Origin of the sequence: Gleimia coleocanis DSM 15436 (genome assembly GCF_000159015.1) — a bacterium.
GTDB lineage: Bacteria > Actinomycetota > Actinomycetes > Actinomycetales > Actinomycetaceae > Gleimia > Gleimia coleocanis.
Genome location: NZ_DS999545.1, coordinates 440,474 through 452,800, shown reverse-complemented (window position 1 = coordinate 452,800; position 12,327 = coordinate 440,474). Strand labels below are relative to the sequence as shown.

20 protein-coding genes are annotated in these 12,327 nt (G+C 53.7%); all 20 read right to left on the bottom strand.

Going from position 1 to position 12,327, the window contains the following annotated elements; translation table 11 throughout:
• Positions 1-21 precede the first annotated feature (21 nt).
• Positions 22-513, bottom strand: coding sequence for a 30S ribosomal protein S9 (gene rpsI, locus HMPREF0044_RS06985; protein ID WP_006547428.1), 492 nt, complete (start codon positions 511-513; stop codon positions 22-24).
• Positions 514-557: 44 nt separating this feature from the next.
• The gene (rplM, locus tag HMPREF0044_RS06980) at positions 558-1,001 is read right to left on the bottom strand and encodes a 50S ribosomal protein L13 (protein WP_040313215.1); all 444 of its coding nucleotides are present in this window, start codon (positions 999-1,001) and stop codon (positions 558-560) included.
• Between the two features lie 225 nt (positions 1,002-1,226).
• A complete protein-coding gene (gene truA, locus HMPREF0044_RS06975; protein ID WP_006547426.1) occupies positions 1,227-2,135 on the bottom strand; it encodes a tRNA pseudouridine(38-40) synthase TruA in 909 nt (302 codons plus the stop codon).
• The gene (locus tag HMPREF0044_RS06970; protein ID WP_006547425.1) at positions 2,135-2,929 is read right to left on the bottom strand and encodes an ROK family protein; all 795 of its coding nucleotides are present in this window, start codon (positions 2,927-2,929) and stop codon (positions 2,135-2,137) included. Before HMPREF0044_RS06970 ends, truA begins: the two co-directional genes overlap by 1 nt.
• A 137-nt stretch (positions 2,930-3,066) precedes the next feature.
• Positions 3,067-3,564 carry a 50S ribosomal protein L17 gene (gene rplQ, locus HMPREF0044_RS06965; protein WP_006547424.1) on the bottom strand — a complete coding sequence of 166 codons (498 nt, stop codon included), beginning with the start codon at positions 3,562-3,564 and terminating at the stop codon, positions 3,067-3,069.
• A gap of 54 nt (positions 3,565-3,618) precedes the next feature.
• Positions 3,619-4,608, bottom strand: coding sequence for a DNA-directed RNA polymerase subunit alpha (locus tag HMPREF0044_RS06960; protein WP_040313214.1), 990 nt, complete (start codon positions 4,606-4,608; stop codon positions 3,619-3,621).
• A 132-nt stretch (positions 4,609-4,740) separates the two neighbouring features.
• Complete coding sequence (gene rpsK / locus HMPREF0044_RS06955) at positions 4,741-5,145, bottom strand: 30S ribosomal protein S11 (RefSeq protein ID WP_006547422.1); 405 nt, start codon at positions 5,143-5,145, stop codon at positions 4,741-4,743.
• A 38-nt stretch (positions 5,146-5,183) separates the two neighbouring features.
• Complete coding sequence (gene rpsM / locus HMPREF0044_RS06950) at positions 5,184-5,552, bottom strand: 30S ribosomal protein S13 (protein WP_006547421.1); 369 nt, start codon at positions 5,550-5,552, stop codon at positions 5,184-5,186.
• A gap of 139 nt (positions 5,553-5,691) precedes the next feature.
• Positions 5,692-5,808 carry a 50S ribosomal protein L36 gene (gene rpmJ, locus HMPREF0044_RS08110; RefSeq protein WP_006547420.1) on the bottom strand — a complete coding sequence of 39 codons (117 nt, stop codon included), beginning with the start codon at positions 5,806-5,808 and terminating at the stop codon, positions 5,692-5,694.
• A 36-nt stretch (positions 5,809-5,844) separates the two neighbouring features.
• Positions 5,845-6,066, bottom strand: a complete 222-nt coding sequence (gene infA / locus HMPREF0044_RS06945; protein ID WP_006547419.1) for a translation initiation factor IF-1 — start codon at positions 6,064-6,066, stop codon at positions 5,845-5,847.
• Positions 6,067-6,287: 221 nt separating this feature from the next.
• Entirely contained in the window at positions 6,288-7,130 is an 843-nt protein-coding gene (gene map, locus HMPREF0044_RS06940) for a type I methionyl aminopeptidase (RefSeq protein ID WP_006547418.1), read from the bottom strand.
• 135 nt (positions 7,131-7,265) lie between these two features.
• A complete protein-coding gene (locus HMPREF0044_RS06935; RefSeq protein WP_006547417.1) occupies positions 7,266-7,871 on the bottom strand; it encodes an adenylate kinase in 606 nt (201 codons plus the stop codon).
• Positions 7,868-9,160 carry a preprotein translocase subunit SecY gene (gene secY / locus HMPREF0044_RS06930; protein WP_006547416.1) on the bottom strand — a complete coding sequence of 431 codons (1,293 nt, stop codon included), beginning with the start codon at positions 9,158-9,160 and terminating at the stop codon, positions 7,868-7,870. The genes HMPREF0044_RS06935 and secY overlap by 4 nt, the downstream gene beginning before the upstream one ends.
• A gap of 235 nt (positions 9,161-9,395) precedes the next feature.
• A complete protein-coding gene (rplO, locus tag HMPREF0044_RS06925) occupies positions 9,396-9,848 on the bottom strand; it encodes a 50S ribosomal protein L15 (protein ID WP_006547415.1) in 453 nt (150 codons plus the stop codon).
• Between the two features lie 2 nt (positions 9,849-9,850).
• Entirely contained in the window at positions 9,851-10,033 is a 183-nt protein-coding gene (rpmD, locus tag HMPREF0044_RS06920; RefSeq protein WP_006547414.1) for a 50S ribosomal protein L30, read from the bottom strand.
• Complete coding sequence (rpsE, locus tag HMPREF0044_RS06915; RefSeq protein ID WP_006547413.1) at positions 10,033-10,725, bottom strand: 30S ribosomal protein S5; 693 nt, start codon at positions 10,723-10,725, stop codon at positions 10,033-10,035. The genes rpmD and rpsE overlap by 1 nt, the downstream gene beginning before the upstream one ends.
• A gap of 26 nt (positions 10,726-10,751) precedes the next feature.
• A complete protein-coding gene (rplR, locus tag HMPREF0044_RS06910) occupies positions 10,752-11,120 on the bottom strand; it encodes a 50S ribosomal protein L18 (RefSeq protein ID WP_006547412.1) in 369 nt (122 codons plus the stop codon).
• On the bottom strand, positions 11,120-11,656 hold the full coding sequence (gene rplF, locus HMPREF0044_RS06905; RefSeq protein ID WP_006547411.1) for a 50S ribosomal protein L6: 537 nt from the start codon (positions 11,654-11,656) through the stop codon (positions 11,120-11,122). The genes rplR and rplF overlap by 1 nt, the downstream gene beginning before the upstream one ends.
• Before the next feature lie 11 nt (positions 11,657-11,667).
• Positions 11,668-12,066 (bottom strand): 30S ribosomal protein S8, encoded by a 399-nt coding sequence (gene rpsH / locus HMPREF0044_RS06900; RefSeq protein WP_006547410.1) that lies wholly within the window; start codon positions 12,064-12,066, stop codon positions 11,668-11,670.
• A gap of 71 nt (positions 12,067-12,137) precedes the next feature.
• Positions 12,138-12,323, bottom strand: coding sequence for a type Z 30S ribosomal protein S14 (locus HMPREF0044_RS06895; RefSeq protein ID WP_006547409.1), 186 nt, complete (start codon positions 12,321-12,323; stop codon positions 12,138-12,140).
• Positions 12,324-12,327 lie beyond the last annotated feature (4 nt).

Here is a 12,327-nt window from a genome sequence, read left to right as displayed (position 1 = left end):
GTCCGAAAGTCGGAAGGCGAATCAGCGCTTGGAGTACTGAGAAGCCTTACGTGCCTTCTTAAGACCGGCCTTCTTACGTTCGATTGCACGAGCGTCACGAGTGAGGAAACCAGCCTTCTTAAGAGCAGGACGGTTTGCGTCACGGTCGATAACGTTCAGCGCACGGGAAATACCCAAACGCAGAGCGCCTGCCTGGCCGGAGATGCCGCCGCCGTCAATGCGTGCAACAACATCGAAACGACCTTCAATGTCAAGCAGAACAAACGGAGCCTTAACCAGCTGCTGGTGCAACTTGTTTGGGAAGTAATCTTCCAGAGTGCGTCCGTTGATCTTCCATTCGCCGGTGCCCGGAACCAAACGTACGCGAGCAACTGCACGCTTACGACGGCCCAGACCTGCACCTGGAGCGGTGATGGACTGACCTGCACCCGCTGGAGCGGATTCGGTCTCAGTTACATACGTGCTAGGGGTTGCTTCCTCTTCAAGCACGTCGAATTCGGTGGTATCAGCCACAGTTCTCCTCAGCTTTTCTCACTGGCGTCCATAGCGCTGGGCGCTTACTGGGCGACCTGGGTGATCTGGTATGGAATCGGATTCTGTGCTACGTGTGGGTGCTCAGAGCCACGGTAGACCTTGAGCTTACGCATCTGTGCACGTCCGAGGGTGTTCTTAGGGAGCATGCCACGAACTGCCTTTTCAATGGCGCGTTCTGGGTACTTTGCCATGAGTTCACGGTAAGAAACTGCCTTCAGACCACCTGGGAAACCAGAGTGGTGGTAAGCGAACTTCTTATCAAGCTTGTCGCCAGTCAGAGCAACCTTGTCAGCGTTAATAACGATAACGAAGTCACCCATGTCCATGTGAGGGGCGAAAGTTGGCTTATGCTTCCCACGGAGTAGTTTGGCAGCTGCTGCTGCCAGGCGGCCGAGGACGAGGTCGGTAGCGTCAATGACGTACCACTGCTTGTTAGCGTCCCCTGGCTTTGGGCTGTAAGTGCGCACGGGCGTGGCCTTTTCTTCTAGTAATTCAGGGCATTCCTTGGACAACATATCCGTGTCTACAAGAAACGCTCACTTTATAGGATTTGCTCGCGTCATTGCGTCCGGGCTGAAGACCAGTGAGTGGGAATAAATAACTGGTCAGCGCACACTAGACGCACAACATGTTCAATATTAGCGACTCCGAACCTAAATCGCAAAGACTGTTAAAAATTAGTGGCAGAAACCTCATTCACCACAACAGCCAGAATCCGCAGCAAGATCAACTAATCCGCCCTCGGAAAAATCTGCAACCGAACGCAACCGACGCGTCTTCTGCTGCTGCGCCGCCCACTGCTCTGCCGGCGGATAATCCACCGCTCGCAACGTCAAACCATGCGGCGGCGCCAACGGAGCAGCCTGCTCCCGAGACGGGAACGCCACTAAATCAGCAATCCAAGTCACTGGCTTACGTCCGCGCCCCACTTCCACCAGCGCCCCCACTATTGAACGCACCATCGAATGACAAAACGCATCCGCACTCAACCGCACTTCCAAACCCGTATCCGTCTCAACTAAATCCACGGCTTCTAAAGTACGAATCGTAGAAGCACCCTCGCGTGGCTTACAGAAGGACAAGAAATCATGCTCCCCCACTAAAGCCCGCGCCGCCTCACGCATAAGGTGAATCTGCAATGGCTCCTCCACCCACCAGACACTCTCCGCATAAAGAGGATTACGCCCGGCCACGTCAGCTACCCGATACACGTAGTGGCGTCGTAAAGCAGCAAATCGCGCGTCAAAAACATCTGCCACCGGCTCAATAGAATACACCACTACATCAGGTAAACCCGAAGCATTACTATCCGCGCGTCTAATCAACCGATTCAGCCGACGCGTCAGCGCCTCACACGCATGCACGACTTCCGCCTGTTTCGTCACCTGCATCAACCGGTCAGCACACACATCAAAATGTGCCGTCTGCGCAGAAGCATGCACCCCCGCATCTGTGCGACCCGCGACCGTAAGCTCCACCGGCTCACGCAACACCAACGCCAACGCCTCTTCTAAAGTACCCTGAACTGTCCGCAACCCCGGTTGCTTCGCCCAGCCCCTAAAGAATGTCCCCCTGTACGCGCATTCTAAACGAAACCGCATCACATCCCCATTCCTTTAGAAGGCTGCTGTCCACGCCCCAAGATCTCTAGCTCCCAAGCGCGCGCTCCCCCGCGGATACCGGCATCATTAGGCACAATCACCACATCGTCTCCTAACTTTGCCCGGATACTTGGAGTAATCCGCGCAGAGTTTCCGCCGCCGAGGTACAGTCGATCCCACATGTACATGGGGCGTAGACCCGCAATCACGCGGCGAATACGACGCGACCAATGTGCATCCCCTAACCGCAAACGCTCATGCTCTCCCACATAGTCGTCGTAGGTTAGCCCCCAGCGCACCGGCCCCTGCGAGATTTCCACATGTGGCGCCAAACAACCGCCATCGAAGACTGCGTTCCCCAAGCCAGTTCCCAGGGTGATAATCATTTCTAGTCCCGTGCCCGTTACTGCACCAGCACCGGCAACTTCCGCATCATTAAGAACCAGTGTGGGTTTCCCGAGGGCGTCCTGCACAGCTTTACGCATATCAAACAGCTGCCACTGGGGAACTAATTCGGGTAATACTTTAGAACGTGGGCCGTCTTTCGTAATGTAGTGTGGCGTTGCGACCACTACGCCGTGGCGTATCATGCCCGGCATACCTACGGTAATACGATCAAAATCAGGTAACTGGCTGGCAAGATACTTAATAGTCTCGACCAGCAGTTCCGGTGGAAGGGGGTATGGGCTGGGTGTCCGCACTGCCGGAGTCACCATCATTCCATGTGCGTCAAGCACTGAAGCTTTAATACCGCCACCACCGCAGTCCACGGCTAAAGTTAGTTGATTACTCACAGCTTCATCATACCGTTAGGATTAGTTTTCTAAACGCCGGAACTGCGATTCGCACGCAGAATATTAAAAAGTGTGGGTGGATCCTTAAGGACCCACCCACACTTTGTAGCTATTAGCGTTGATTAGCTAACACTGAATCACTTGTCTTCAGATTCAACAACTTCTTCAGTAGCTTCTGCTTCAACTACTGCTTCTTCAACTGCTGGGGTTTCTTCAACTTCAACAGCCTTTGCAGCGGTTTCTTCAGCCTTAGCAACAACAGCTTTCTTTTCTACCTTTTCGGTAACCAAAGAAATAACGCACATTGGAGCGTTGTCACCACGACGTGGGCCAACGTTCACAATACGGGTGTAGCCACCCTGGCGTTCTGCGTCAATCGCTGGAGCGATAACGTCGAACAGGCGGTACAGTACGTCCTTGTTGCGGATGGTTTTAGCAGCGGTACGGCGGGCGTGTAGGTCGCCGCGGCGAGCCTTGGTGATCAGCTTTTCAGCCAGTGGCTGCAAGCGGCGTGCCTTAGCAACGGTGGTCTTAACCTGACCGTGCTGGAACAGATCCTGCGCAAGGTTCGCAATCATTAGGTTCTCGTGTGCGGCGGAAGAGCCGAGACGAGCGCCCTTGGTGGGCTTAGGCATGATATCTCCTAGTAAAAACTCTCGAATGAGGGACGGTAAGATCCGTCAGGACGATTATTCGTCGCTGAACTGTAGTGAGCCGGAGGACTCAGCGCCACCTACTGGCAGTACAGAATCCTTCAGGGTCATACCCAAGCCAGCCAGCTTCTCCTTGATTTCTTCGATGGACTTCAAACCGAAGTTACGGATGTCCAGCAAATCAGCTTCGGAGTGAGCAACCAGTTCGCCTACGGACAGGATGCCGCGGCGGCGCAGTGCATTGTAAGAACGGGACTGCAGGCCAAGGTTCTCAATTGGCAGGGCCAGGTCTGCTGCGAGGGTTTCGTCAGTTGCGGAAGGACCAATTTCGATGCCTTCTGCTTCAACGTTTAGTTCGCGTGCCAGACCAAACAGCTCTACTAGGGTCTTACCAGCGGATGCAAGCGCGTCGCGAGGGGTAATCGCAGGCTTCGTCTCAACGTCTACAATCAGACGATCGAAGTCGGTACGCTGCTCAACACGAGTAGCTTCCACCTTGTAGGTAACCTTCAGCACTGGGCTGTAAATCGAGTCGATCGGAATGCGAGAAATTTCTGCATTTGGATCCTTATTCTGCATCGCAGAAACGTAGCCGCGGCCACGTTCTACGGTGAGCTCGATTTCAACCTTGCCCTTTTCGGACAGGGTTGCGAGTTCCAGTTCTGGGTTATGGATTTCCACGCCTGCTGGAGGGGTGATGTCACCAGCGGTAACAACGCCCGCACCGGTCTTGCGCAGGTACATAACTACAGGTTCATCATTTTCGGATGAAAGTACGATGTTCTTGATGTTGAGAATAATCTCAGCAACGTCTTCCTTCACTCCCGGCACGGTAGAGAATTCGTGCTGGACACCGTCGATGCGGATAGAAGTAACCGCAGCGCCTGGAATCGAAGATAGCAGGGTACGACGGAGGGAATTACCCAGAGTGTAGCCAAATCCTGGTTCGAGTGGTTCGAGAATGAAGCGTGAGCGATTATCGCTAACCTTCTCTTCTGTCAGAGTGGGTCGCTGTGCAATGAGCACGTCTTTTCCTTTCTTCCCGGCATCCGCCATATGACGCCGGTTTATTCTCCAGAGTATCTGGAACAGGTGTTTATGTTACGAGCATAGGACTCGTAACTCGACGTGGAGACTACGAGGTCTCGTTGAATACGCTCAGACGCGGCGGCGCTTGGGCGGACGGCAACCGTTGTGTGGCTGAGGGGTAACATCCTGGATGGAACCAACCTCAATACCGGTAGCCTGCAGGGAACGAATCGCGGTCTCACGGCCGGAGCCTGGACCCTTAACGAAAACGTCAACCTTCTTTACGCCGTGTTCCTGTGCGCGACGAGCAGCAGCTTCAGCAGCAAGCTGTGCAGCGAAAGGAGTGGACTTACGAGAGCCCTTGAAGCCAACCTGACCGGAGGATGCCCATGAAATAACAGCACCAGTTGGGTCGGTGATAGAAACGATCGTGTTATTGAACGTTGACTTAATGTATGCGTGGCCGTGGGTAACATTACGGCGTTCCTTACGCCGTCCCTTACGGGCCACCGTTGAGCGTGACTTAGCAGCCATTCTTTATCTCCTACGAGTTTAGTGGTGAACCCTGAGGGTTACTTCTTCTTACCGGCAACCGTACGCTTTGGACCCTTACGGGTACGAGCGTTGGTCTTCGTACGCTGGCCACGAACAGGCAGACCACGACGGTGGCGCAGACCCTGGTAACAGCCAATTTCAATCTTACGGCGAATGTCAGCCTGAACCTCACGGCGCAGGTCACCTTCAACCTTGTAGTTACCTTCGATAAACTCGCGGAGCTTTACGAGGTCTTCTTCAGTCGCGTCCTTAACACGCAGGTCTGGAGAGACGCCGGTTGCTTCCAGCGTTTCAGCGGCGCGGGTGCGTCCAACGCCGTAAATGTAAGTAAGCGCAATCTCCATTCGCTTTTCGCGAGGGAGGTCAACGCCGGCAATACGTGCCATAATTCACTCCATTGGTGAGGGAGGTGGTCACTTCATCATCCGATAACCTTTGCTACCAGCCCCGGCCTCCTGTCCGAGGGTCCCGTTAGAAATCTAACGACCGATGAAATGCTTATTCAGTTAGCTAAACGTTCAGGTCTCAGCGACCCTGACGCTGCTTGTGTCGCGGATTGTCACAGATAATCATGACTTTGCCGTGGCGACGAATCACCTTGCAGTTGTCACAAATCTTCTTGACACTTGGCTGTACCTTCATGGCTTATCCTCCGCCGGAAATCCGGCTAGTGTCTGATCACTTGTAGCGGTAGATGATGCGGCCACGAGACAGGTCGTATGGGCTAAGCTCCACAACAACACGGTCTTCAGGCAGGATACGAATGTAGTGCTGACGCATCTTCCCGGAAATGTGCGCAAGCACGACATGGCCATTTGCCAACTCCACGTTGAACTTTCCATCGCGAAGGGCTTCTACGACCGTGCCTTCCATTTCAATGACGCCGTCTTTTTTCGCCATATTCCTTGATCATTCCCCTACAGTTAACTACATGCCCCACCGCATTTTGCGAGAGGCCAAGTTTGCTTCAAGGCATAGATATGCCTATAAACCAAACCCGAATTACTACTTTAGTCAAAACACCCCCCTGAACTAAAGCCCAGGAGGGTGTTAAATCACTCACTATTACAAATCCAGTGGGCGAAAACAATTGCAAAACGCCCTCGGGAACGTAATAAAACTTAAGAAAGCGGCGTCGGTTTAATCCCAAACGGAGCCAAACCAGCCACGCCCCCATCCGGAGCCGTCAAAACCCAAATCCCACGCGTAGTAATCGCCACCGTATGCTCCCACTGCGCCGCCAAAGAACCATCGGTAGTAACAACCGTCCACTCATCTTCCAGAATGTCCGTATCCGCCCCACCCGCGCTAATAATCGGCTCAACTGCCAACACCATGCCGGGCTTTAAACGTGGCTGCAAACCACGCGCAGAATAGTTAATCACCTCAGGTTCCATGTGCATCCGCGTGCCAATGCCATGCCCGGTGTACTCTTCCACAATGTCACCGGTAAAACCGCGGTCACGATAGTCCGCAAGAGTTGCCTCAACCGCATCCCCCACACAAGAAACCCGCTTGCCATCATGTAACGACGCAACCGCAGCCCACATTGCCTCATGAGTGAACTCATTCAACAAACGTGCCTCATCTGAACCATGCTCATCACCACCCACAATCATCGTGAATGCCGCGTCAGCATGCCACTGCTGTCCCTCGCGCTCAACGTAGGCACCACAGTCAAAGGTCACTAAGTCACCCAGTTCCAGTTTCTGCGAAGTCGGAATCCCATGTACCACAACTTCGTTAACAGAAATACAAACAGTCGCTGGGAAACCGTGATAACCCAAGAAATTCGATTTAGCACCATGCGCCTTAATGGTCGCCGCGCTAACCTTATCAAGCTCCAGCAGGGTCACCCCCGGCTGCGCAGCCTCACGTAGCGCCTTATGCATGGCAGCTACTACCAGACCTGCTTCACGCATATAACGGAGCTGTTGGGGAGTTTTCAGTTCAATACGAGCCATATTAGTTTCTCTTTACAGACTTTCGCCAGGCCGGCAGGCTGGCTGGAAAATACCTGACGGGCGCCCTGTGCGAGCACCCGTCAGTTTTGTTTTATTTTCGAGGGCGGATCATACTACTTACCGCCACCCACAAACTCAGTTTCGTGCGAAACCAGCGTCAAGCAATGCCTTTTCAATGCGTGCCCAAACTTCATCAATGGTGCCCATACCATCAACCTGTACCAGCTTATCCTGGTCAGCATAGTAGGTTGCCATTGGTTCAGTCATCTCACGGTAGACTTCCATGCGGTGACGAATTACTTCCTCGTTGTCATCCGCACGGTGTTCGATTTCCGCACGCTTCAGCAGGCGAGCAATAACTTCTTCCTGGTTAGTTACGATTTCCAGGACCAGGTCGATTTCCTTACCCTTAGATGCCAGTGCATCACGCAGGTAGTGAGCCTGTTCCACGGTACGTGGGTAGCCATCCAACAGGCAGCCGTTATCTACGTCTGGTGCTTCCAGGCGGGCAGCTACCATTGGGTTGGTAACTGAGTCTGGCACGAACTCACCCTTGGAGATGAATTCGTTAGCGCGCTTACCCAGCTCGGTTTCTTCCTTAATGTTCTGACGGAAGATAGCGCCGGTAGAGATGGATGGAACGTTCAGGAACTGAGCGATCCTTTCAGCCTGAGTACCTTTACCAGCTCCCGGAGCGCCTAGAATCAGGACGAGAGGAGCCTTCTTTTCAGTTGCGATCATACCAAGAATCCTTCGTAAGAATGCTTCTGCAGCTGGGAGTTAATTTCCTTAACGGTCTGCAAACCAACACCCACGATGATCAGCAAGGTGGTGCCACCGAATGGCAGACGCCCCTGGCCGAGGTTTAGTGGAATCATTGCGATTGCTGGCAGGATTGCCACAATCAGCAGGTAGATTGCACCTGCAGTGGTGATACGGGTGATTACGTATCGCAGGTATTCAGCGGTTGGACGACCAGCGCGGATACCTGGGATGAAGCCACCGTAGCGCTTCATGTTATCTGCAACTTCATCAGGGTTGAAAGTGATGGAGGTGTAGAAGAAGGTGAAGAAGAGGATCAGCAGGCCGTCGAGTAGCAAGTAAACCCAAGAGGTCTGTCGCATATTAGCCTGAATCCACTGTGCCCAGCTGCCGTGTGGATTTGCGAAGTTCGCAAACAGGGCTGGCATAGCCAGGATGGAGGTGGAGAAGATTACTGGGATAACACCAGACATGTTGATCTTCAATGGGATATAGGTGGAGGAACCACCCATTACGCGACGACCAACCATGCGCTTTGCGTAGTGGACTGCAATACGGCGTTGTGCCTGTTCTACGTAAACGACAGCCATGGTGATGATAATGATGATGGCTACAATTGCCACTACCTTACCCCAACCGGTGGAGATACCGATGTTGTACAGCTGTGCTGGCAGGGTGGCGGTAATGGAGGTAAAGATAAGCAAGGACATGCCGTTACCAATGCCGCGTTCGGTGATAAGTTCGCCCAGCCACATGATGACGCCGGTACCAGCGGTCATTACCAAAACCATGGTAATGAAGGTGAATGGAGAGGCGTGTGGTACAACTGGCAGGCCACATCCTGGGAATAGCGCGTTAGAGAATGCCAGGGAAACGATGCCAGAGGACTGCAGGACACCTAGGAAGATAGTTAGGTAACGGGTGTACTGAGTTAGCTTCGCCTGGCCAGCTTGGCCTTCCTTGTGCAGGTCTTCGAAGCGTGGTACTGCTACGCGCAGCAGCTGGATGATGATGGAGGCCGTAATGTATGGCATGATGCCCAACGCGAAGATAGAGAGCTGGAGCAACGCGCCACCGGAGAACAGGTTTGCGAGGTCAAGTAATGAGGTGTTGCCTTGGTTTGCTAGACACTGCTGTACGTTGACGGTGGACACACCCGGCGCTGGGATGAATGAGCCCAAGCGGAAGAGCGCCATAATCAGCAAGCTGAACAGCAGCTTGGAGCGCAAGTCTGGGGTGCGGAATGCTTGAGCGAATGCTGCGAACAAGCTTCCTCCTAAAACTAAGTCGAAAATAAAACAATAATCCAGAACAAGGTTACACGATTTACGCTATTTATTCGAGGTCGTCTTACGTGAGCAATTAGGCAAAACCCTCTGTCCTGTAGTTTTCTTTCCGCTTTTATTTTCCCGAGGGCGGATATTCTTTGTTTTCTTATGTCGGTAAATGTAAAAAAGTAGGCTTCTCAGCCTAAGCTGAGAAGCCTACTTTAATGTTTTATGATCAGCGAGCAGTCAGGGAACCGCCTGCAGCGGTAACCTTTGCTTCTGCGGAAGCGGACCACTTGTCAACTACGAGGTTGAACTTAGCGGTTACTTCGCCCTGACCCAGGACCTTAACCAGCTGACGTGGGCGAACAGCACCAGCAGCTACCAGATCCTCAACGGTGATGTCTCCACCCTCTGGGAAGAGTACCTGCAGCAACTCAAGGTTTACTACCTGGTATTCCACACGGAATGGGTTCTTGAAACCGCGGAGCTTTGGCAGGCGCATATGCATTGGCATCTGGCCGCCTTCAAAGCCGACTGCTACCTGGTAACGAGCCTTGGTACCCTTGGTACCACGACCAGCGGTCTTACCCTTAGAACCTTCACCACGACCAACGCGGGTCTTAGCCTTCTTAGAGCCTGGTGCTGGCTTCAGGTCATGGAGACGGAGAATGGTGTTTTCAGCCATGGTCAGTTGACCTCCTCTACCGTAACCAAGTGGCGAACAGCGAGAATCATGCCACGCAGTGCCTTGTTGTCTTCGCGTACTACGGACTGACCGATCTTACGCAGACCCAGGGCGCGCATGGTGCGACGCTGTTCCTGTGGACGGCCGATGTCAGAACGGACGCGGGTAATCTTCAGGTTTGCCATTACTTGCTCACTCCTGCCGCTGCCGCTTCGTTTTCAGCCTTTTCAGCTTCAGCACGTGCTTCTGCAATGCCTTCTGCGCGTGCACGCAACATGGATGCAGGAGCTACGCGCTCCAGTGGAAGTCCACGACGTGCTGCTACTGCTTCAGGCTGTTCCAGCTGCTTCAGAGCGGCAATAGTTGCGTGGACAATGTTGATTGCGTTCGAAGAACCGAGGGACTTCGAAAGTACGTCGTGGACACCGGCGCATTCCAGAACGGCGCGGACCGGACCACCGGCGATAACACCAGTACCAGGAGCTGCTGGACGAAGCAGAACAACGCCTGCTGCGTCTTCGCCCTGTACGAGGTGGGTGATGGTACGACGAATCATTGGAACGCGGATGAAGCTCTTCTTTGCTTCTTCAACGCCCTTTGCAATAGCCTGTGGAACTTCCTTAGCCTTGCCGTAACCTACACCTACGGTGCCTTCGCCATCGCCAACGACTACAAGTGCGGTGAAGCTGAAGCGACGACCGCCCTTAACTACCTTGGACACGCGGTTAATGGTAACCACACGTTCGATGTACTGGTTCTTTTCTTCGTTGCGACGGTTGTCGCGACGTTCGGACTGACGTCCTCCGCGGCGTTCACGACGTTCGGTGTCGCGGCCTTCAGAGGTGCCCTGACCTTTGTTTCGCTGCGCTGCAGCCATCAGTATGCCTTCTTCCTTCTGGTCGCTCAGAGCGCCAGGCCACCCTCGCGGGCGCCTTCTGCTACAGCTGCGACACGGCCGTGGTACTTGTTGCCACCGCGGTCGAAGACCACAGCGGTGATGCCAGCTTCCTGCGCACGAGCTGCAATCAGTTCGCCTACGCGGCGAGCTGCTTCAACCTTGGTGGAGGAACCGTCGAATGCTGCTTCCATGGTGGAGGCAGATACCAGAGTGTGACCCTTGTAGTCATCGATAACCTGTGCAACCATGTGGCGGTTAGAACGGGTTACAACCAGACGTGGACGCTCTGCAGTACCGTTTACGTTCTTACGAACACGCTGGTGGCGGCGCTTACGAGCAACTACCTTGCCCTTGCCCTTAACGGTGTAAGACATTACTTACCAGCCTTTCCGACCTTGCGACGTACGTTTTCGCCTGCGTAGCGAATACCCTTACCCTTGTAAGGTTCAGGCTTACGGATCTTGCGAATGTTCGCAGCGACCTCGCCAACAAGCTGCTTATCAATGCCGTTAACCGAGAACTTAACCTGGTTATCAACCTTGAATTCGATGCCTTCTGGAGCCTTAACCACAACTGGGTGGGAGAAACCAAGAGCGAATTCCAGATCAGCGCCCTTCGCTGCTACACGGTAACCGGTACCAACGATTTCCAGACCCTTGGAGTAACCCTGGGTTACGCCAATGATCATGTTGTTGATCAGAGTACGAGTCAGACCGTGACGTGCACGAGAATCGCGGTGATCGTCTGGGCGAGTGACCAGAATCTGGCCTTCTTCGATGGAAGCGGTGATTGGGGAAACGATTACGTGTTCCAGGGTGCCCTTTGGACCCTTAACGGTAACGTTTGCGCCGTCAATCTTAACCTCAACGCCAGCAGGGATTTCGATAGGAGCTTTACCAATACGAGACATGGGTTTCCTCCTTACCAGATGTAGGCGAGGACTTCCCCACCTACTCCCCTGTTAGCTGCTTCGCGGTCGGTGAGCAGACCGGAGGAAGTTGACAGAATAGCAACTCCCAGGCCGCCACGAACGCTTGGCAGGTTGGTGGACTTTGCGTAAACGCGCAGACCTGGCTTGGAAACACGCTTCACGTCAGTGATAGCTGGTTCACGGTGCGCGTTGTACTTCAGTACGAGAGTGAGGGTCTTACCCACACGTGCATCCTCAACGGAAACGGAAGATACGTAACCTTCAGTTACCAGGATGTCGGCAATAGCTGCCTTCAACTTGGAGTGTGGCATGGACACCGTATCGTGGTGTGCCGCACTCGCGTTACGCAGACGCGTAAGCATATCTGCGATTGGATCAGTCATAGTCATTTGGGGGATATCCCCTTCCTCATCGGGGTTTCCTATCAGCGCTTATCGCTGACGGACCTACGATGTAGTCGTTACCAGCTGCTCTTAGTCACGCCTGGGAGCTCGCCCGCGTGAGCGAGTTCGCGAAGGCAGACACGGCACAATCCGAACTTGCGGTAAACCGAACGTGGACGGCCACAACGGTTACAGCGAGTGTAAGCACGCACCGCAAACTTAGGCTTGCGAGCTGCCTTTACTTTCAGAGAAGTCTTCGCCATGTGC